We start from the raw sequence: 19,305 nt of genomic DNA, 5'->3' as shown, positions 1-19,305 counted from the left end.
ATGCTATTAGCTTTAATGTTAGTAGGACTTCTTATGTTATTAACGCCGCCGAATAATGGAAGAAGGTTTGGAAACAATACCCCTAAAAAGGGGGCAGGAAAATGAAAAAAATAGTTTTTGTTGTCTTACTTTTGTTAATTTCAGTTGGTGCTGTTGAGAAAATATCTGCTCGTTCATTACAATCAACCGAAGAGACATTTGAAGCCGATGAACAAGAATTATCTATAAAGCAAGCGATTGAATTAGCATATCCGCCTGCATTGAAATGGAATGAAAATGCTCAGTTATTGCAGGCAATAAATATAGATTTAGATCAGCCAGGAAAGTCAATTGGAAGCAATGGTAAAAGAAAATATTGGAACATTTTATTTGGTGTACCAGATACTAATAAGGCTTTTTTAGTAACCATTCACGAGGGAAAAATAGACCATACAAGTGATTTAACGAGGAATGGTTCTTCTCCTTACCCGAAAAAAGAGTTTATACAAATGGAAGATATTAAGTATGATTCACCAGAGTTACTAGAAAAAGCATTGAAAATAGGTGGTATTTACCCCGGGAAAGATTGGGCTAAAGGTTATGATTTTATGCTTATAAAAGACGCAGAGAGAAATATGGATCTCATAATAGTGATAGGTTGGAATAGTGACCAGACAGAAATGAAAGCTGCGGGCTTTAATGCCACAACAGGAGAATATATTCAACCGAGTTCGTAAGTTCCGTTCTTTATTAAGCTAACGTTTTGATCAAACTATATTATAAACAGTAACTTTCGAAAAAAATAATCCTCCAATTGTTAGACTGTTTCTAATGATTGGAGGGCATTTTATTTTAATGAGTTGAAACCGATTTTCTTTTTCTAGCAAAATAAAGAAATACTAATTGGCATAATAAAATGAAAACAAAAGCTACGCCTAATACTATAAATGCAACTAACCGTAATTCAGGGGTTTGTTCTAATCCAGCACCGTCTACCTTCCTCACAGCAATAAACATTGCCACAGCACCAAATAATACTAACCATAAAAAACTGGTTGCCCACCATAATTTCATCATGATCCCACCTCCGCAAAGTGTTATTAAATATATTTACGATAAGATGTTTGAGTGGTTTCGAAATATTGGTATTTAAAAATGATTAGCTTTCTTCTAATATAAAATCAACGTCTTCCCTCTACTTTTTAATCAAACTTTACTTCAGCACTACAACATGTTAGCAGATAATAAAGTTATTTAATTCTTATTGAACGAAGGGGCAGGTTAGTTTAACTAGAAAAGCAGAGATTTCAAAGATTCTATACAAGACTGGGTGTTGTTTCTAAAAATATTTTGAAATGCAAAGCAGTGGGAAAACGAATGTTTCCCACTGCTCATTCCGTTAATTAGTTGTTTTTTCATTTTAGTAGGTGATTTTATCCCAACCGCATTAACGGAAAAATCACTTTCCGGTGCTTCTCTTGCATTCCGAAAAAAGAGCATATCCCAACCAAATTAGAGCTAACCCCATCGGTACCGCCAATATCCTATCGAATGGATGAGGGATTATTGCAGCAGCAAAGGTTACCACAGCAGCAGAGGAAAGTAGAGCACCTGCCATGCGTGGCAAGACGCTAGCACGAAAGATTGCGATACCAAACAAGAGTCCACCAAGGGAATATAGAACTGCCGCTATTGGTGCTAATACTGGAAAAATACCAAGATCCACCGCGCTTTTCGTTCCACCAAAGATGCCCAATATACCCTCAACAAACTTCGGAGCATCACTTGTGAGTAGCGGCAAAACAAAAGCTTCATTGAAACTAAAATTCATTGAAATTACCCAAAATAGACTAAAAAAAACAAATCCGATTAGCCCGAGCCAACCTGCTTCTTCGACTTGTCTAGTATAGATCCCTATAATGCCTATGAGGCTGAAAAGGGACATTATACTAGTTAAGCATGCAATTACTACCCATAAGCCTGTATTGACAGAAGCTATATTATCCGCTGGGTGGATGAACTGAATGCTGATGTATAGAATCCCTGCCAATATGGCAAAAAAGCCTGCCCATCGTATTAAACTCTTTCCTGTTACTTTCCGCTTACTTTCCTTTTGGTTATTCATATGCTCTCCTCCATTTTTATTCCTTGATACAAACAACTTAACACGTTAAATTTACTTTCACTTTCCCAATCTTGCTGTAATGTAGGCTTAATTTAATTTCTTTAAGTCGTACAAGGTCCTCTGAATTTTAACTGTATTGTCATTTTGGGTTGTTAATATTAAAAAAGTAGTACATTCCATTTATTGAAGTACCGAAATTCTTATAGTAAATTAGGTATGTAAGAACTTAAAAAATACTTGAAGTAAGGTGATTATATGGAACATTATGAAGTAATTGAAAGTTCTTTATTGTATATTGAAAATAATTTACAGCAGCCATTATCATTGGAGTCTGTTTCAAATACCTTTAATATGTCTAAATACTATTTTCATAGACTTTTTTCTGCTCTAATGGGCTGTTCATTAAACCAATACATACTATCTAGAAGATTAAATACATCTGTAAAATTAATTCAAAACGAAAACCTATCATTAACAGATATTGCGTATCAATTAAACTTTGGAACCCCATCGTCCTTCACTCGTGCTTTTAAAAACCAATACGGTATAGCCCCAAGCGTTCTAAGAAAGAAAGAAAAGACCTTAACCCTAGTTGATATTCCTCCAGTAATTAAAAGACCAATTAAAAACATCAATGGGGATATCGTTACCGATTTTACCCTAACAGATTTCGAGACAATTCGATTAAGTGGTATAGCATTTGAAGTTGATTTAGCAACAAGTAATTACAAGGAAAAGATTCGATCGCATTCTAAAATGCTGGTAGACAGCATTGATGAAACGATAAGTAGTTCATGTTATGTCATCTATTCAAACTGCCAACCGAATTCAACTAAATTCAAGGTTCTATGCGGGATTCCACAAAATATAAAAATCGATAAACCAAATTATTTCACAGTGGATGTCCAACCATTTTTTTGTGCTAAATTTAACTATTTCGGTGATCTACTTGATATAGGGGATGTCTTCATTACTGACTTCGCAAGATTTTTAAAAATCTCTAAACAAGAAACGGAGGATTCTGATATTGAACTGATTCAAGTATTTGAGAACATTCATAACCTTGATTCAGCCTATCACATATTCGTACCAATCAAAAAACTTCCTATTGATTCTGTGCACTGACCTAAAAAATGAGGCAAATAAAAAATGCCTTTCGTTTAAAACGGGTATTAAGCCCATTATTACAACGCGAAGGTGTTTTACTATGAGCATAAGCGTGAGTTATTTTGTTTGGTTAGCAATCCATCCATAAAGTATGCTGTATCATTACGTAAAATTATGTAAGGGGGAACGATGATGATAAGGAAGTTAGATAGTGATGACCACCAAGCCGTGATGGCACTGATTCGTCATAAACCGGCAGAAAATTTATTTATCATTGGTGATATTGAGGCGTTTGGATACGATTCAGACATTCAAGACATATGGGGACAATTTGAAGAGGAACAATTGATCGCTGTCATGTTACGTTATAACCAAAACTATATACCATACAGTGAAACAGCTTATGATGTACAAGGTTTTGCAGATATTATCAATCAAAATCCTGGGCGTATCGAGGTTAGTGGCTTAAAGCACTTAATTGAGCCTTTGCATCCGTTGATTCACAGGTCAGTTCGAAAGTATAGTGAAACCTATTATGCGAAATGTACAAAACTAAGTACCAAAATAGTTGAAGAACAGTTTCAGCATACACATTATTTGCAACCATCAGCATATCAAGAAAATATTGAAATGCTCCAATCTATACCCGAATTTGCAACAGGGAATTTTAGTGTAGAAGCAAGAGAACGGGCTGAAACATATAAAACGGGTCGCACATATATTGTACGAGATTCAGATGGTGTTATGGTTGCATCGGCATCTACGACTGCGGAAAATTCACAGTCTGCTATGATTGTAGGAGTAGGGACGAAACCCGGCTATGAAAAAAGAGGTTTTGCCACATTATGTATGGAAAAGCTCTGCAGTGAATTATTAGCAGAGGGAAAATCATTGTGTTTGTTTTATGATAACCCGGCGGCCGGAAGTATTTACAAACGACTAGGGTTTGTAGACATCGGGATGTGGACGATGATTCGATATGAGGCGTATTGATTAGTTAACAGAAGAGCGGTCACTAATATAAAATTGTAATCCCCCTATATTTTGAGCAATCTTGGTTCAAAACATAGGGGGACTTTTAATGATGAAATCTATCTTTTTGCCTATGATTAAAAATTCTTTTTAAAATAAGGTGTTTTTTTCAATATGATACAAACTGGAATGGCAATGATAATGCCTAATACGTTTTGTGTAAGGTCACCAGGGATTGAAGCTAATGGGGCAACCCAGTTGTTGTATAGAATTCCTTCGCCGATGTAGTAAACCGCAATCATCACAGGAATGGACACGATCATTGCTACTAAATTTAATGCGATGTTGTCACCTTTGTGTCCTTTTGACCAAGCAATTTTACCAACGATGAAGCCTTGTAAAGCACGCGCCACAATCGTAATCGGTGCCCAGATCATCCAGCCGCCGACGATATCAAATAACCCCATGCCAATTGCACCAGCTAAAGCACCTTTTTTCGGACCGAATAAAATAGAGGCAATAAAAAGCATTGCTGTACCTAAATGTACTAAACCACCTTTTGATAAAATGGGTAGCTTAATATTTAAATAGACTGTCGACACGAATACAAGTGTAGCTAACATCGCTGTAATAACTAAATCAAATGTTTTCTGACGCGGTTTAGAATAAGTTTGTGTATTTTGCATATCTATCTTCCTTGCTATTTAGAATATACCGACAACTTTAGCAAAAGACTGATGCCTATAAAAGTGCCAACTTGAGAAAAAAAGATGTGGTCAGTTTGAGAGCTGTTAGCGTAGTACTCGGAAGGACTTCTCGAAACACTGGGATTTTCCACAGTTTCGATTTATGGTACGATGGATAAAGTTTAAGTTGGATCGATTGGATGGAGGATATTATGAAAAAAGTCGCTGTAATACAGGATATGTCATCTTTTGGTAAGTGCTCATTAACAGCTGCGCTTCCAGTTCTTTCGGTAATGGGCGTGCAAGCATGTCCGTTGCCAACTGCAATATTAACGGCACAAACGGGTTATCCAAGTTTTTTTTGTGAAGATTTAACGTCTAAAATGAGCTATTTCGTAGAGGAATGGAGTAAGCTAAATGCAGCTTTTGACGGCATTCACACAGGCTTTGTGACGGGTAAGGAGCAAATCGATCATATTTTTCAGTTTTTAAATCAATTTCATACAAAAGAAACGACTTTACTTGTTGATCCGGTCATGGGGGATATGGGTGAGGTGTATAAAATGTTTACGGGTGAATTACTGGAACGTATGAAAGAGCTTGTGAAGCGTGCAGATATCATTACACCGAATATTACAGAGTGTTGTTTGTTAACGGGGTTATCCTATGAGAAATTACATAGCTATTCAAAGGAAACAGACTATATTCAAGCAGTAGAAGAAGCTGGGCGGATATTGCAGCAGGATACGGGTGCGCATGTCATTATTACAGGTGTCAACCCACCGTCAGACGATGCAACGAAGCAGTCTATTGGCAATATGTATGTGGACGGAGATAGAACCTTTTATAGTAAGAGGGAATTTAATGGGGAAAGCTATTCTGGCACGGGCGATTTATTTGCATCGGTCATTATGGGCGGCATGATGCGCGGGCAGGATCTTGCTGACTGTTTACAGCTAGCGGAGGCTTTTCTGACAGCAGCTATCCATGATACATCTTTGGAGCAAATTCCTAGAGAAGCAGGCGTCAACTTCGAAAAATATTTACGCATGTTATTGTAAAACGATAAAATGTATACAAAATCCCACGGAAAACTCACCTTCTCCGTGGGATTCTTCGGTTATTTAACAATTGTCCTATGCTTAACTAGGTTACTTACCTCGTCCATCCACTCGCCAAAAAAAAGAACATTCCGATAATTCGAGCGAAATTCGTCTTTTTTACGAAAAAAATAACAAAACGAATCATTGGAAATTAGCGTAGGATAAATATGCATGTGAAATAAAAAATTAGTTTGAAGAAATCTGCCTAAAGAAGCCAAATCAATAGGTTATGAATGCATTATATGTCATGTATGCCACAATTTACACCCATTTTTTAGCCCAAGATTCTACAGCTTGAAGCGCAACTCCTAAATCGTGTCCTTTCATCGTTAAGGAATATTCAGAGCGAATGGGACGATCGGATATGACGTTACGTAAAACAATCCCATAATCTTCGAGTTCTTTCAGCCGCTCTGTTAACATTCGCTTACTTAATTCAGGAATGCCAGAATTTATTTCACTGAACCTTTTTGGCATATCCATCAACGAATTGATAATTAAACATACCCATTTTTTCTCTATAATTTGATAAGCCACTTCACTTTTGTTGCAAACTACTTCCTCTTGATGTAGTTCGTTCAATCGTAACACCTTCTCGATATACAATTAATAGGTTTTTGTTAACTATTTATAACAATAAACTATTTTAATATTATCATTATATTTTGTAAATTCAAAGATAAGAAATAAATTTGTTCATATTATTGACACACTCTATTTATAAAGTTATTATTGGTTACGCAAAGTTACCTGGTTATTATAAATCTCTTTATGGTGTTAGCTTAATGATGTCAACATAAAATTAAAATTTAGGACAAGTATTTTTACAGCTCATAATCGTTGTTAAATATGTATTGGTGAAGGAGAAAGCAGTATGAAAAAGCTGAATGGGAAAGTAGCAATCATCACTGGTGGTGCAGGTGGTATCGGTAAAGGGATGGCCACTGCTTTCGTGAAAGAAGGCGCAACAGTTGTCATTGTTGACTTAAATGCAGAGCTTGGAAACGAGACAATTAAGGAATTACAACAATACCAACCTGAATCTATGTTTATGCAAGCAAATCTTGCAGAGCATGAAAAATTAGGGGATATTGTCAAAGAAGTTGCTGAGAAATTTGGCAAGATTGATATTTTAGTAAATAATGCACATGCATCAAGAATGGGCTCTATTGCAGACACAACACAAGCCGATTTCGATTTATCGTTTAATACGGGATTCTATCCAACATTCTACTTAATGCAAGCAGCACTTCCGTATTTAAAAGAAACAAAAGGAAATATTATTAATTTTGCATCTGGCGCGGGAATTAACGGAGATGTAAATCAAGGTTCGTATGCCGCTGCAAAAGAAGCAATTCGTGCCATTACGCGTGTAGCAGCAAATGAATTCGGTCCATTTGGGATTAATGTAAACATCATTTCTCCAATTGCGAAATCACCGGGTATGGTGCAATGGGCAGAAGAAAATCCAGAATATTACCAAGGAATGCTAGCGAAAATTCCGCTAAGAAGATTAGGTGAAATTGAGGAAGATATCGGACGTGTGGCTGTATTCCTAGCAAGTGAAGACTCTGCTTATATTACAGGTCAAACAATTATGGTAGACGGTGGCTCTATTAAACTACGTTAATAATAAGTGCTTTGTGTTTCAATCATATAAATCATGCCGTGTCGTTTAGGCGATATGGTCATTAAAAAAATTAGAAGATAAGGATTACATCATGACTCAACAACAAAAGAAAAAAATCCACTATGCTTGGTGGTTATTAATTGCTGTATCAATTATGGTCGGTGTAGGTAAAAATGGTATTTCGACTGCAGGTGGATTATTCCTAACGCCTGTTACGGAAGATTTAGGTATTGGTATGGGGAGCTTAACTCTATACTTTAGTATTGCCTCTATTGTTACAATGATTTTCTTACCGATTGCAGGTAAGTTAATGGCGAAATATGATATACGATTAATTTTAATCGTTTCGATTGTATTAATGGCTGGTTCGTTTGCCATGTTTGGCTTTATGAGCTCTGTGTGGGGCTGGTATTTATTCTCGATCCCAATGGCAATTGGTTCGATTTTTATTACACAAATGGCAGGCCCTGTGTTAATCAATAACTGGTTTAAGAAGCATAATGGTTTAGCGATCGGGATCATGGTAGCGATCGGTGGTGTATTTGGTGCCATTATTCAACCATTTGCAGGGAATTTAATTGCTACTCAAGGATGGAGATTTACGTATATTGCTTTAGGTTTAGGTGTAGCAGCTGTTATCATTCCGATCGTATTATTAGTGATTCGAATGGCTCCTCAACAAAAAGGTTTACAACCATTAGGTATGGAGGAAGTGAATACGAACGAAAATGCTACGGCACAACAAGAAACATTAACTGGTGTAGCAGCGGCAGTCGCAAAAAAATCGAGCGCATTTTACGCATTATTGTCGTTCTTCTTCATCATCACATCAATCGCGAGCTTTAGCCAACATATTGCGCCGTTCGCAATGGGCGTTGGTTATGATATTAAATTTGCTGGTAGCGCACTTGGTGCAATGCAAATCGGCGTATTAATCGGTGCTTTATCGTTTGGGGTATTAAGTGATAAGATTGGTGCAAAAAATACAGCTGTATTCGGCATGTTATTAGGCTTAGTGCCGGTTGGTATTTTCCTAACGGCTCCTGAAAACCCAACATTATTTACTGTCGCTATTGGTATTTTTGGGTTTGTTGTAGCATCACTAGGCACACTAGGTCCACTTTTAACAACGGCTTTATTTGGTAAAAAAGATTACAGTCAAATTTACTCTACTGCGGCCATTGGTCTAGCGGTTGCGGGTATTATTGCGTTACCTGGATACGGCTTTATTTACCAATTCACAGGTAGCTATACATTTGTGCTGTATGCACTTGCTTTCATGTTAATTTTAAATGCACTATTAGTAATATTAGCATTTAAAGGTAAAAAGAAATTAGAAAAAGCAGGAATGTGGAATTAATCATAAGGTTAGTACACAATAAATGTTTATTAAAATCATCCCATTGCTATTATGCTTAGCGTTGGGGTGATTTTTTCTTGATTATTTATAATAAATCATCTTAAAACTGTAGCCATTTGTAGCGTTCATATCGTCGCTGCCTCTGGTCAAAACCCCCGGTGCGAGCAAAAGCTAGCCGTATCCGAGCAAAAAGTCGCTGCATCCGGTCAAATGATGTGGGCTTATTTTTCAATTCTACGATCCTCCATACTAGAGAAAAAGGAACTCTTTTTCTTTTTAATTAGGAAATAATTGGCGCATGGAATCTCGTGAATTTATGGTAGAATGTATGGCTGAAAGGAAGACATTATGAAAAGAACAGCATATTTTGATAACGCAAAAGCTATATTAATCTATTTAGTTGTATTAGGCCATTTAATGTCGGGGTATTTGAATGAAAACCAATCTGTAGATACCTTATATTTAGTAATGTATCTCTTTCATATGCCAGCTTTTATTTTAATAGCAGGTCACTTTTCTCGAAAGGTTAAAAGTCTAGATGATATAAAAAAGCTAGTTAAAACGCTAGTGCTACCTTATATTATATTCCAAATTTTGTACACCCTTTACTATAGGAATGTTTTTGGGGATCATGTACAATTTGAGTTTTTTGAACCACGCTATGCCTTATGGTTTTTAGTGAGCATGGTTATGTGGAAAATGATGCTATGGATATTTAGTAGTCATAAAGGAATGATTATAGTATCCATCGTTGTATCACTATTAGTAGGTTATGTGAGTGAAGTAAACGAATGGCTATCGTTATCGAGAACATTTTTCTTCTTCCCATTCTTTTTAATGGGTTATTACTTGAATCGCGAAATTTTTGTGAAGATGAAAAATAAATGGAATGTACGGGTTGCCGGTATGTTAGCTGGTACACTGATTGTATTTGTTTATCTATACGGAGATGTGCGGTGGAAAGAGTGGTTCTTTGGAAGAGTACCGTATGAAGACATTAGCTATGGGCTATTAGAATCGAGTGTATTAAGTAGATTGTTTATATATGTACTAATGATAGTAAGTACATATATTTTCTTATCGCTCGTGCCTACGAAAAATCAGTTTTATACAAATATTGGCGGTAAAACGTTAGGGGTGTACTTATTACATTTATTTATCGTCAGAGCATTTAAAGAAACAGACATTTATGTATGGATAGAAGATACAGGGAATTATATGACGTTGTTTGCCATAGCCTTTCTGATTGTATATGTTTTATCTAGTAATTGGGTGTGGAGAGTAACTGCGCCATTAATTATGGTAAATAGGAAATAATAGTGATGTGAGAGAAGGGGCGTTCGAGAAGTGATTCTGGGGCGCCCCTTTTATGATAAGGAATTCTAGAAGGTATAAAAATATGTTTCAGTTATAAAAGAACAGTTAACTGTTCTTTTAATACAATCTACTTGTATCTGTGGAAGAAGGGTGAATTATATCTGTTACTGCAAGATAGAGGTTTTCTGGATATTCAGCTATGCGGTGACATAAATACAAGTACCACTCTGTTCCGTAAGTTAAATATACTTTACTGTTGTACCCTGTATTTTTTAAATCTCTTAACAAATCGGGACGTATCCCGTAGAGCATTTCTATTTCGACCTGTGGATGTTTGAAGTATTGACGATATTCCATTTCTTGAATAAGCGTCTCATCATGTGTGGCGATGGATACTGGATGATTCGCCTCGAGTAATTGTTCTACAAATTGGAGGTAACGATCATTTAAATCTGTTGATCTAGCCATCGCAATATCAGAAGGTTCTTGATAAGCGCCTTTGACCAATCGTATTTTCCCAGGATAGTGAATCAGTTTTTGAATATCATCGTTCGAGCGAAATAAATGTGCTTGTATAGTGATTCCCACATTAGGGTACTGCTCTGTTGTTTTTTTATAGATAGTCAGAATATCGTTTGTTTTCGATGATTCCTCCATACTAATCATAACGGTTATGTCGTATGCTTGTGCTTTCTTAGCTATCTCCAGTAAATGAATATAAGCTGTATCTGGGTTCACAGACAGTCCAATATGTGAAAGATCTAGTGAAACTGTTTGCTGCATAGACATAGCGCCTATTTCTTCAATAAGATTTAAAAATTCCTTTTTTGCTTGTTGGCATTCCTCTAAATTCGTCGTATTTTCCCCTATATATTCTAATGAAATAGAATAGCCATTTGAAATCAGTTCTTTTGCTATGACAATCCCATCTTTTCTATTCTCGCCAGTGACAAATCTTTGTGCGGCTTTTAATAATAGGGGATAGAGCTCCGTCGATTGTTGAATGTGGGATTTAATCTGTTCATTTCGGGCAATAGATTTCAGTGCTTGGGTGAATTGAATTGCTGGATTTATCATTATTATACATCTCCCTTTTCCTATTTGAGTTCACTTTATCATGATAAAATGGTCTATATTAGTACCATTTATTTTATTTTTTAATGGTACCAATTTTAGTGAAGGGGAATATATATGCTGTGGATACCTATTGATCGATCTTTAGATATACCGTTAATTCGACAAGTCTATCAACAAATACGAGAACGAATTTTAAAGGGGGAATTACAAGCTGGAGAAAAATTACCATCGACACGTGAACTATCAGGGGAGTTAAAAGTGTCTAGAAATGTCATTTTAGAAGCGTATGATCAACTACTGGCTGAAGGCTTTTTAACTTCACGAACGGGTTCAGGGACATTTGTAGGAGAAGGCACTTTTTTAGAGCAGCCTAAAAAGACGCCTTTATTTCATGCTTTCAATTTGGAGGATGATAGAAATGAAGATAACCACGTCATCAACTTTCGTTCAGGGATTCCGGCATTAGATTTATTTCCGCGTAAGACGTGGGCGAAATTGTCTCATGCCGTATGGAATGATACATCAAATGCTATGTTCGGCTATGATATTCCTGAAGGACGTCCGGAATTAAGGCAGGTTTTATCACGTTATTTATTGAAAACAAGAGGGGTGAATTGTCATCCAGAACAGATTGTCATTACGTCTGGGGCAACGCAAGCGTTGATGCTTGTTTCTAAATTGCTCTTATCTCCTGATGATACAGTCGTAATGGAAGACCCCATCACGGATGACATTCAAACGATTTTTACAACTACAGGTTCGTCTCTTTATCCCATTCCTGTTGATGAATATGGGATGAAGACATCTTTATTGCCATTACATACAAATCCAAAGTTTGTGTTTGTTACGCCTTCCCATCAGTTCCCTTTAGGTGGAACGTTACCAATTCAAAGACGGATTCAATTGATTGAGTACTCCAGAAAAATGAATTGTTATGTTGTGGAGGATGATTATGACAGTGAGTTTCGATATGAAGGTTCACCCGTCAGTTCATTACAGGGATTAGAGCCGGATCGTGTGTTATACATCGGTTCATTTAGTAAAATCTTATCACCAGCTCTTAGAATAGGATATTTAATTCTTCCTTTACATCTTGTTGAAAAATGTAGAAGGCTAAAATGGTTTTCGGATTTACATACCCCTTCAGTGGATCAGCTTATCCTTACTCGGTTTATTGATGATGGCTATTTAGAACGACATATTATAAAGATGAAGAAAATTTATAAAAAGCGAAGAGATTTCTTGATTGATTGTATCAACACAACATTTTCGAATAAGGTTACTATTTGCGGTTATTCGACGGGATTACATCTCATTCTTGAATTGCAAGATTTCCATTTTTCAATTCAAGTACTGAAACAAATCGAACAAGCTGGTGTGAAAGTATACCCGGTAGAGGATCATACAATTGAAAAAGGAAACCATTCAAATCGAATCATTTTAGGCTATGGACATCTAAATAATGAGGAAATAAAAGAAGGTATCACGAGGCTGTATAACGTAATATATACATGTTAACGACGAAAAGAAAGGCTGATTAACTCCTACGGGTAGGGGAAATCAGCTTTTTATCTGTAAGCTATTTTAAATACTATTGTTGATTTTAATGCAAATATAGGGAGAACCTTACCATGGAGAGGTTCTCTTTACTATTAGTTTCAAAATTAATCTATCTCAAAAATAATATGATGACGATAGCACCGAACAAATTAGCAATAAAATGTGAAATAGCACTTAGCCAAGCATTGTTTGTTTTGTAAAATACAACACCGTATAGAAGGCTATTTATGGAGATGAAGAGAATATCATAACTGACTACAGCAATATTCCCCACTGAGAAATGACCGAATGAGAATATAATAGAAGTCAAAATTAACGTTGGGAAGATTGGGAACCATTTACTTAATTGCTTTTGGAAAAAACCTCGCCACGCAATTTCTTCACCTACTGCAAAAATAGCAAGTTGAAGAACAAGTAATAATATTTTATCAAGCGAAACCACAAACTCTGTTCTGTTATAAATGTGTTCGATAAATTCAGGCAAGAACAATGTTGCCAAAGTGAAACAGATAATGTTCATAATCATTGGGGAAAAAATCCAAAAACAAATTGATTTGTCTTTTAAATTTGTACCGATAGCTTTCACATTGAGGGCATTATCAGAAGTAACATTTTTTTTCGAAAATCTATTGATAAAGAAAAATGTAATACCAACAATAACAGTTAGCCCAGCAATATTAAACCCAAAAAAGTTAGAAAAAGAAACAATAGTCATAACTACTATTGCAACCAAATATATATTTTCGTTTTTAGTCAAATTTATCTCCCCCCTTTCTTATAAATCTTTAAAATTAAACTTATCTTTTTGTATTATATTCAGTTGAAGAAGGTCTAACTGATTTGGGTTGTTGAATATCGGTAATATTGGTTTATCATAGGTGACATTCGTTAGGAATAAATCTCACCTTTGTTTTAATATAAAATCACCAGAAATGGTTCTAACGGTTAAGGTCTTATCATCTTTGCCAATTACGCCAATGGCATGATTTTTTCCTATATCTTCAGAGATAATGGCCTCCAATTGAATAATTGGTTTTCTAGAATCCCTTTTGAAATCTACTCTGAGTGATTTTGGTTTTTCTTCAAAAATTGCTTCAACATGTCCGCTCGTCGTCATAACATCTAATGCATTATAAACTATGATACCTTCACATCTATTTCCTCTATATTTCTAATGGATAAGTACCCTATTATTAAACCAAGCAACCCAAGGGAAATAGGGACTGCGATAACAGAAAACAGGGTGAAGTTGTCACTTGTAGAACTAGTTAGGGAGACGAGAAAAATAGAAGAAACAATTGTAGCTGGTGCTGATTTTCGAGGCATTCCAAATAATAGAGGAATAAGACTCAAGCCAGCAGTAGCAAGAGAGTGAAAGAATGCAGTTACGATACTTTTAGTAAGTGCTTCTATTTTGATTTCGCCTGGTATAAGGTCAAAAAATAAATCGAGTACATAGACAAGCCCATTCATAAACACTGTAGACAACATGACGGTTAGAAAGGTGAAAGTTACAATAATAGTTAATTTAGATAGCATGATTTTCTTACGTTTAATTGGGTATGTGAACATGATATTTATGGATTTATTTCTATATTCATCGATCACTAACTTAACAATAAGTACAGATGCGAAAATAACGAATGTTGCACGTATTGTAGAACTAATGATAAGTGTTACCATTTCAAAATCTTCAAAAGGAATATTTTCGTCTAACTTTTCCAAAGTATAAATCATAAATAGGCAGGCAATGAATCCAATATTCGCCAAAAGTACACCTTTCCAATAGTTGAACAGTTTATATTTTTTTATCTCAAGTTTTATAAGCTTAAACATTTATTCTACCTCCGTTGATTATCTTGAAAAAGTAATCTTCTAAGGTGTGCTCTTTTTTATTTATGGATTCAACTAAAATATTATTTAATACAAGTGTCTTCGATATTTCTCCTTGTGGTATGTTTAGGTCATATATACGAATCGTTGTATCATCAAGTACCTTAAAGTTAGAAATATTTAATTTATCATGTATTTCATAGGCTGCTTTCTTTACATCATTCGTTTTCAATTCAATATACTCTGTATTTTGGAGACGAATATCGTCCATTAATACTTCCTCAATAAGCTGTCCATCTTTGATTACAGCAATAGTATCGGCAATCTGCTCTATTTCGCCAAGAATATGGCTAGATAGTAACAATGTCATGCCATAATCTTTGCTTAACATTTGAAAAAGGTTTCGAAATTCTTTAATTCCTAGAGGATCTAGTCCATTTATTGGTTCATCTAAAATGAGAATTTCTGGTTTTGTTATAATAGCTCTTGCAACACCTAGGCGCTGCTTCATCCCTAAAGAAAAATCTTTTACGGCTTTTCCTTCAAAATCTTTTAGCTGTACCATATTTAAAACAGAATTGATCGCATCTGTGTTGTAGTAACCCATATATTCACAATGAAGCTGTAAATTCTCTCTTGCCGTTAATTTGTCATAAAAAACGGGGTATTCAATAATGCTCCCCATACGTTTTAGCATTTCGTAAGATGTCGATGTTACTTTTTCACCAAGGACGAGAATTTCGCCGCTTGATGGCTTCAATAAATTCATAATCATGCGCATAATCGTCGTTTTACCGGAACCATTCGGACCTAATAAACCATAAATTTCACCTTTTTTTACATGCATATTTACATTCGATACAACGGCGTTCCCTTGGTAAAGTTTTGTGAGATTATTTGTTTGAATAATATAAGTCATATACTGTACCTCCCTTTCTGTTATTTCTATTCTATTGATAGGAAGTTTCTTTTTTATTACCCATTTCTTACAAAAACCTTAAGCTACAATACGGATTAAAAAGAAACACGCTTTAATTCAACAGTAAATGTGGTTTTTTGATAGGGGATACTATCTAAAAATATGTTTCCTCCTAATTGTTCAACTAATCTTTTCGTAATAGTTAAACCTAGCCCACTTCCTTGATAAAGCTTGTTCCTAGAATCCTCCATTGTGTATAGTCGCTCGAATACACGATCCCGATCTATTTCCATAATTCCTTTTCCCTTGTCAGATACTTCTATGTATACAGAGTCGTTTTTATAAGTAAGTTTGAATTCAATTGTTTTCCCGTCTGCTCCATACTTGATTGAATTCGAAATTAAGTTATGGAGTATACGCTGGATGGCGTCTTCGTTTCCTAAAACAAACATATGTCCTTCGGGTATTTCAATCGATACTTCAAATTCTTTCTTTGTTAAAATCTCATAATAATCTAGGATGATTTTTCGACATAGTTCACTCACATTCACTTTTGAAATTTCAAGTTTACTATCTTCAGATTCAAGCTTAACCAGTTCAAAAAAGCGTTTAATTAAATCTAAAACTTCTACTGTTTTTAAATGAACCGTATGTAGTAAGGATTTTCTTTTTTCTTCAGTAATCTGTTCATCATGTAATAGCATTTCGATATAACCAAGCACAACAGTAAGAGGTGTTCTAAGATCGTGAGAAATATTAGATAACATCTTTCGCATGGATCTTTCTACTTTATGAAAATTAGCTACTGTTTTTTGATTATGTTCTACAAGGCGGTTTATTTGTATTAATAATTTTTGGATGTGATGATGATTTGTATACAATAATAAATTTTCATGCGTGTTATTATTAATTGTTTCTTGAAGCTTTTTTTCAATATAGTAAATTTCTTTTATATGTACTTTACGCTGGTGAAAGAAATATACATTCAGTCCTAGAGAGAAAATAAATAAAATGAGAGCTAAATAAGCCATATTAAAACTCCCCCAACTTATAACCAATTCCCCACAAAGTTTTTATGTACTTTGGATTGGAAGGGTCATCTTCGATTTTTTCTCGAAGACGTCGAATATGTACATTGATGACATTTTCATCTTTATAATATTCCTCTTGCCATACGAGGTTATATAGCATAGACTTTGTAAAAACTTGACTAGGTCTACTGATAAATAGCTTTAAAATATTAAATTCTTTTAAGGTAAGTTTTAAATCGACATTATGTTTTTTGACAGAAAAGCTGTTTATGTCGATGATTAAATCACCAATTTCAAGACAACCATTTTGCACGCTCTCCTGATGATGGGTTGGCAACATGTAATCAGTTGTTCTTCTAATAAGTGCTTTAATTCTCGCGATTAATTCAATCATCGAAAAAGGTTTGGATATATAATCATCTGCACCAAACCCAAGTCCTAAAGCTTTATCTACATCCTCTCCTTTGGCAGACATGATTAGGATAGGAATCGTACTTTTAGTTCTAATTAATTTTAAACATTCTATGCCATCAATTTTAGGAAGCATAAGATCTAGTAGAATTAAATCGAAATTTTGTGTATCTCCTATTTTTAGTGCTGCCTCTCCATCAAAAACAGCTGATACTGTAAATCCATTCTTCTCTAAAGTCTCATGAATCATAGTGCTTATATCATGATCATCTTCTACGATTAAGATTCGTTTATTCAAATATATCCCGCCCTTTGTGTCTTAATTAAGTAATTTAATTGAATTTTAACAACTATTTTACATTGTGTTTATGTCTTTTATTGTATCAAAAGAAATCGTAAAAATTGAGGACGGTCTATTTCCAAAGCTATTTATCGGTGCGCAAATATTACTGTCGTTACTTACTGCGCTCAGAATCTATGTACCATTGGAGGTTTTAGGGGATTTAATTATGACAATATTTCTTAAGTGTTTTTATTGAAGTGGAAAAATATAGAGAAGGCGAGGTATACACAATGAAATGAAACGTCAATTAGTGGCGATTGTTTTCATCGCCACTAATTGATTAGGTGGAACTTAGGATAAGAATAGGTGATTTTGTCTATTTAGTACTTGTAGAAGCACCCTATTTCAATTGAATTTCAATGGGTGTTAAGTCTATTTCTTTCTTCCCGATTTTAAAGTAAGGCTCAAGAATAACGGTTTCTGTATCTATACCCTTTTCGAGAATAATTGAATTGTTATGTTCCCTTCTTAAAGAGGCGTAGCCATTCTTTGTTTTAACTTTGCCTCTAAATAGGAAGCGCTCTCCTTCAAGTCCCGCTTGTTTTTGAATATCAAAATGGACAATTAGGCTTGTTTTATTGATAATCGCATCTGTAAATTGAACGATATAATCTTGGTCTTTAGATGAGGATGCCTGTTGCAATGATTGGGTTTTTGAAGGTAATGTTTCAATCGGAACATTAAAGGTCCATTCTCCAAATACCCCTGCTATATAGGTAAACGTAATAGGTAAAGTCGTAAGATTGTTCAATTCTCGATCATTATCAAAAATAATTGCCCCAACGTAGGCATCACCCTCTTTGACTAATCGGGCATTTGTTCCTCCGAATTCATCCGTGTCATCGTTTTGTTTAAATAAGTCAAAGGTATATCCAGACTCGGGTCCTTTGCCATCACCAATCTCATCGGATAACTTTGCACCTGTAGCTTTAAATGTAATGCCTAAAAAATATCCATCGTAGAAAGCGGAAGTAATAGCCATCGTTACACCATTGTTTGTCACAGACTCATTAACCTTTGTTAATAACTGCTCTGAAGCCAGTTCCTTGCCAATCGATAACTGAAACTTTTGATAGTAATCTCCGATAAAGGGGACCTCTGCTAATACATTGCCGATTGGTGCAATGACTAAGCCGGATGCTAACACTGCAGCGGCAGCCACAGAACTGAAAATCGAAATACGTTTGCTGATTGTTTTGTTTTTACGAAGCTTTTGTGCTTGTTTACCTTTCGAAATGCCCTGTTTAATGGCGTGCTGTACTTCCGTGTTTGGCACTTCAATCTCTTCAAATAAATCGTTTCGCATAGTATTCCTCCCTTAACACACTTTTCAATTGTATTTTTGCGCGCCGTAAGTGGGTTTTAATTGTAGACGGTGGTTTGCCCAGAACATTCGAAATGGTTTTAATCGGTAAATCGTAAAAATAATATAATGTGATACAGTTGCGATAATCTGCATTTAAATTCCTCAAAGCTTCGGACAAATCAATAGTTGCTTTCTCGGATTGATTAGATTCCAAAATGAATTGAATCGTTTCATGCGGCAATTGTACAGTTCGCTTTTGTTTTTCTAGCATTTTGTAGGCAGTATGAATCAGTATCTTCACAAGCCACGTACTAAAAAAAGAGGGCTCCTTTAATTGGTTGATCGATAAAAATGCTTGAAAAGTTGCTTCTTGTACTACGTCTAATGCATCTTCTTTGTTTTGCATATGTAAGTAAGCAATTTTATAGAGTTTTTCACCTTCATGAATAATGAGTTGTTCAAATGCATGTTCATCTCCAGCAATGGCTGTATAAACAAGTTGAGTTGAATCGGTCATATTGCAACCTCCTTTCACCTATTAGAGGC

Annotated in this window: 21 protein-coding genes; 8 read left to right on the top strand and 13 right to left on the bottom strand. The window is 35.2% G+C overall.

The window, feature by feature from the left end:
* Nucleotides 1-101 precede the first annotated feature (101 nt).
* Nucleotides 102-716 carry a hypothetical protein gene (locus ACQQ2I_RS19450; protein WP_431028392.1) on the top strand — a complete coding sequence of 205 codons (615 nt, stop codon included), beginning with the start codon at nucleotides 102-104 and terminating at the stop codon, nucleotides 714-716.
* 115 nt (nucleotides 717-831) lie between these two features.
* On the opposite strand, the gene ACQQ2I_RS19445 is transcribed toward ACQQ2I_RS19450, so the two are convergent.
* Complete coding sequence (locus ACQQ2I_RS19445; RefSeq protein WP_431028390.1) at nucleotides 832-1,056, bottom strand: DUF3923 family protein; 225 nt, start codon at nucleotides 1,054-1,056, stop codon at nucleotides 832-834.
* Between the two features lie 382 nt (nucleotides 1,057-1,438).
* Complete coding sequence (locus tag ACQQ2I_RS19440; protein ID WP_431028389.1) at nucleotides 1,439-2,104, bottom strand: hypothetical protein; 666 nt, start codon at nucleotides 2,102-2,104, stop codon at nucleotides 1,439-1,441.
* Nucleotides 2,105-2,359: 255 nt separating this feature from the next.
* Here ACQQ2I_RS19440 and ACQQ2I_RS19435 point away from each other — a divergent pair, with 255 nt between their 5' ends.
* Together ACQQ2I_RS19435 and ACQQ2I_RS19430 are read left to right on the top strand one after the other, a co-directional pair.
* Entirely contained in the window at nucleotides 2,360-3,229 is an 870-nt protein-coding gene (locus tag ACQQ2I_RS19435) for a helix-turn-helix transcriptional regulator (RefSeq protein WP_431028388.1), read from the top strand.
* A gap of 171 nt (nucleotides 3,230-3,400) precedes the next feature.
* Complete coding sequence (locus ACQQ2I_RS19430) at nucleotides 3,401-4,204, top strand: GNAT family N-acetyltransferase (protein WP_431028387.1); 804 nt, start codon at nucleotides 3,401-3,403, stop codon at nucleotides 4,202-4,204.
* Nucleotides 4,205-4,320: 116 nt separating this feature from the next.
* Here ACQQ2I_RS19430 and ACQQ2I_RS19425 read toward each other — a convergent pair whose 3' ends face one another.
* Nucleotides 4,321-4,869, bottom strand: coding sequence for an ECF transporter S component (locus ACQQ2I_RS19425; RefSeq protein ID WP_431028385.1), 549 nt, complete (start codon nucleotides 4,867-4,869; stop codon nucleotides 4,321-4,323).
* A 212-nt stretch (nucleotides 4,870-5,081) separates the two neighbouring features.
* Between ACQQ2I_RS19425 and ACQQ2I_RS19420 the strand changes: the two genes are divergently transcribed.
* The gene (locus ACQQ2I_RS19420) at nucleotides 5,082-5,930 is read left to right on the top strand and encodes a pyridoxamine kinase (protein WP_431028384.1); all 849 of its coding nucleotides are present in this window, start codon (nucleotides 5,082-5,084) and stop codon (nucleotides 5,928-5,930) included.
* 303 nt (nucleotides 5,931-6,233) lie between these two features.
* On the opposite strand, the gene ACQQ2I_RS19415 is transcribed toward ACQQ2I_RS19420, so the two are convergent.
* Complete coding sequence (locus ACQQ2I_RS19415; RefSeq protein WP_431028383.1) at nucleotides 6,234-6,554, bottom strand: winged helix-turn-helix transcriptional regulator; 321 nt, start codon at nucleotides 6,552-6,554, stop codon at nucleotides 6,234-6,236.
* A 292-nt stretch (nucleotides 6,555-6,846) separates the two neighbouring features.
* Between ACQQ2I_RS19415 and ACQQ2I_RS19410 the strand changes: the two genes are divergently transcribed.
* The 3 genes from ACQQ2I_RS19410 to ACQQ2I_RS19400 all read left to right on the top strand — a co-directional run bounded on the left by ACQQ2I_RS19410 (nucleotide 6,847) and on the right by ACQQ2I_RS19400 (nucleotide 10,279).
* The gene (locus ACQQ2I_RS19410) at nucleotides 6,847-7,602 is read left to right on the top strand and encodes an SDR family NAD(P)-dependent oxidoreductase (protein ID WP_431028382.1); all 756 of its coding nucleotides are present in this window, start codon (nucleotides 6,847-6,849) and stop codon (nucleotides 7,600-7,602) included.
* A gap of 91 nt (nucleotides 7,603-7,693) precedes the next feature.
* On the top strand, nucleotides 7,694-8,962 hold the full coding sequence (locus tag ACQQ2I_RS19405; RefSeq protein WP_431028381.1) for an MFS transporter: 1,269 nt from the start codon (nucleotides 7,694-7,696) through the stop codon (nucleotides 8,960-8,962).
* Nucleotides 8,963-9,310: 348 nt separating this feature from the next.
* On the top strand, nucleotides 9,311-10,279 hold the full coding sequence (locus tag ACQQ2I_RS19400; protein ID WP_431028380.1) for an acyltransferase family protein: 969 nt from the start codon (nucleotides 9,311-9,313) through the stop codon (nucleotides 10,277-10,279).
* A gap of 117 nt (nucleotides 10,280-10,396) precedes the next feature.
* On the opposite strand, the gene ACQQ2I_RS19395 is transcribed toward ACQQ2I_RS19400, so the two are convergent.
* The gene (locus ACQQ2I_RS19395) at nucleotides 10,397-11,356 is read right to left on the bottom strand and encodes a proline dehydrogenase family protein (RefSeq protein ID WP_431028379.1); all 960 of its coding nucleotides are present in this window, start codon (nucleotides 11,354-11,356) and stop codon (nucleotides 10,397-10,399) included.
* A gap of 114 nt (nucleotides 11,357-11,470) precedes the next feature.
* Here ACQQ2I_RS19395 and ACQQ2I_RS19390 point away from each other — a divergent pair, with 114 nt between their 5' ends.
* Nucleotides 11,471-12,874 carry a PLP-dependent aminotransferase family protein gene (locus ACQQ2I_RS19390; RefSeq protein WP_431028378.1) on the top strand — a complete coding sequence of 468 codons (1,404 nt, stop codon included), beginning with the start codon at nucleotides 11,471-11,473 and terminating at the stop codon, nucleotides 12,872-12,874.
* A 151-nt stretch (nucleotides 12,875-13,025) separates the two neighbouring features.
* On the opposite strand, the gene ACQQ2I_RS19385 is transcribed toward ACQQ2I_RS19390, so the two are convergent.
* The 8 genes from ACQQ2I_RS19385 to ACQQ2I_RS19350 all read right to left on the bottom strand — a co-directional run bounded on the left by ACQQ2I_RS19385 (nucleotide 13,026) and on the right by ACQQ2I_RS19350 (nucleotide 19,276).
* Nucleotides 13,026-13,673: a lysostaphin resistance A-like protein gene (locus ACQQ2I_RS19385; protein WP_431028377.1), complete on the bottom strand. Its 648-nt coding sequence runs from the start codon at nucleotides 13,671-13,673 to the stop codon at nucleotides 13,026-13,028.
* Between the two features lie 144 nt (nucleotides 13,674-13,817).
* Complete coding sequence (locus ACQQ2I_RS19380; RefSeq protein WP_431028376.1) at nucleotides 13,818-14,033, bottom strand: hypothetical protein; 216 nt, start codon at nucleotides 14,031-14,033, stop codon at nucleotides 13,818-13,820.
* 20 nt (nucleotides 14,034-14,053) lie between these two features.
* Complete coding sequence (locus ACQQ2I_RS19375) at nucleotides 14,054-14,752, bottom strand: ABC transporter permease (protein ID WP_431028374.1); 699 nt, start codon at nucleotides 14,750-14,752, stop codon at nucleotides 14,054-14,056.
* A complete protein-coding gene (locus ACQQ2I_RS19370; protein WP_431028373.1) occupies nucleotides 14,745-15,668 on the bottom strand; it encodes an ABC transporter ATP-binding protein in 924 nt (307 codons plus the stop codon). The genes ACQQ2I_RS19375 and ACQQ2I_RS19370 overlap by 8 nt, the downstream gene beginning before the upstream one ends.
* Nucleotides 15,669-15,763: 95 nt before the next feature.
* Nucleotides 15,764-16,699: a sensor histidine kinase gene (locus tag ACQQ2I_RS19365; RefSeq protein ID WP_431028372.1), complete on the bottom strand. Its 936-nt coding sequence runs from the start codon at nucleotides 16,697-16,699 to the stop codon at nucleotides 15,764-15,766.
* 1 nt (nucleotide 16,700) lies between these two features.
* Complete coding sequence (locus ACQQ2I_RS19360) at nucleotides 16,701-17,408, bottom strand: response regulator (protein WP_431028371.1); 708 nt, start codon at nucleotides 17,406-17,408, stop codon at nucleotides 16,701-16,703.
* Between the two features lie 385 nt (nucleotides 17,409-17,793).
* Nucleotides 17,794-18,759 carry a DUF4179 domain-containing protein gene (locus ACQQ2I_RS19355; protein ID WP_431028370.1) on the bottom strand — a complete coding sequence of 322 codons (966 nt, stop codon included), beginning with the start codon at nucleotides 18,757-18,759 and terminating at the stop codon, nucleotides 17,794-17,796.
* Nucleotides 18,740-19,276 carry a sigma-70 family RNA polymerase sigma factor gene (locus ACQQ2I_RS19350; RefSeq protein ID WP_431028369.1) on the bottom strand — a complete coding sequence of 179 codons (537 nt, stop codon included), beginning with the start codon at nucleotides 19,274-19,276 and terminating at the stop codon, nucleotides 18,740-18,742. The genes ACQQ2I_RS19355 and ACQQ2I_RS19350 overlap by 20 nt, the downstream gene beginning before the upstream one ends.
* Nucleotides 19,277-19,305: the final 29 nt, after the last annotated feature.

This window comes from Lysinibacillus sp. LZ02 (assembly GCF_050613145.1).
GTDB lineage: Bacteria > Bacillota > Bacilli > Bacillales_A > Planococcaceae > Lysinibacillus_B.
This window is presented reverse-complemented; position numbering and strand designations above follow the sequence as displayed.

Excerpts from the sequence above, each read along its gene's own strand:
- ACQQ2I_RS19365 (WP_431028372.1), bottom strand. The coding sequence starts at position 16,699 with ATGGCTTATTTAGCTCTCATTTTATTTATTTTCTCTCTAGGACTGAAT.
- ACQQ2I_RS19430 (WP_431028387.1), top strand. The coding sequence starts at position 3,401 with ATGATGATAAGGAAGTTAGATAGTGATGACCACCAAGCCGTGATGGCA.
- ACQQ2I_RS19440 (WP_431028389.1), bottom strand. The coding sequence starts at position 2,104 with ATGAATAACCAAAAGGAAAGTAAGCGGAAAGTAACAGGAAAGAGTTTA.
- ACQQ2I_RS19380 (WP_431028376.1), bottom strand. The coding sequence starts at position 14,033 with ATGACGACGAGCGGACATGTTGAAGCAATTTTTGAAGAAAAACCAAAA.
- ACQQ2I_RS19435 (WP_431028388.1), top strand. The coding sequence starts at position 2,360 with ATGGAACATTATGAAGTAATTGAAAGTTCTTTATTGTATATTGAAAAT.
- ACQQ2I_RS19445 (WP_431028390.1), bottom strand. The coding sequence starts at position 1,056 with ATGATGAAATTATGGTGGGCAACCAGTTTTTTATGGTTAGTATTATTT.
- ACQQ2I_RS19410 (WP_431028382.1), top strand. The coding sequence starts at position 6,847 with ATGAAAAAGCTGAATGGGAAAGTAGCAATCATCACTGGTGGTGCAGGT.
- ACQQ2I_RS19370 (WP_431028373.1), bottom strand. The coding sequence starts at position 15,668 with ATGACTTATATTATTCAAACAAATAATCTCACAAAACTTTACCAAGGG.
- ACQQ2I_RS19420 (WP_431028384.1), top strand. The coding sequence starts at position 5,082 with ATGAAAAAAGTCGCTGTAATACAGGATATGTCATCTTTTGGTAAGTGC.
- ACQQ2I_RS19390 (WP_431028378.1), top strand. The coding sequence starts at position 11,471 with ATGCTGTGGATACCTATTGATCGATCTTTAGATATACCGTTAATTCGA.
- ACQQ2I_RS19400 (WP_431028380.1), top strand. The coding sequence starts at position 9,311 with ATGAAAAGAACAGCATATTTTGATAACGCAAAAGCTATATTAATCTAT.
- ACQQ2I_RS19450 (WP_431028392.1), top strand. The coding sequence starts at position 102 with ATGAAAAAAATAGTTTTTGTTGTCTTACTTTTGTTAATTTCAGTTGGT.
- ACQQ2I_RS19350 (WP_431028369.1), bottom strand. The coding sequence starts at position 19,276 with ATGACCGATTCAACTCAACTTGTTTATACAGCCATTGCTGGAGATGAA.
- ACQQ2I_RS19405 (WP_431028381.1), top strand. The coding sequence starts at position 7,694 with ATGACTCAACAACAAAAGAAAAAAATCCACTATGCTTGGTGGTTATTA.
- ACQQ2I_RS19425 (WP_431028385.1), bottom strand. The coding sequence starts at position 4,869 with ATGCAAAATACACAAACTTATTCTAAACCGCGTCAGAAAACATTTGAT.
- ACQQ2I_RS19395 (WP_431028379.1), bottom strand. The coding sequence starts at position 11,356 with ATGATAAATCCAGCAATTCAATTCACCCAAGCACTGAAATCTATTGCC.
- ACQQ2I_RS19375 (WP_431028374.1), bottom strand. The coding sequence starts at position 14,752 with ATGTTTAAGCTTATAAAACTTGAGATAAAAAAATATAAACTGTTCAAC.
- ACQQ2I_RS19355 (WP_431028370.1), bottom strand. The coding sequence starts at position 18,759 with ATGCGAAACGATTTATTTGAAGAGATTGAAGTGCCAAACACGGAAGTA.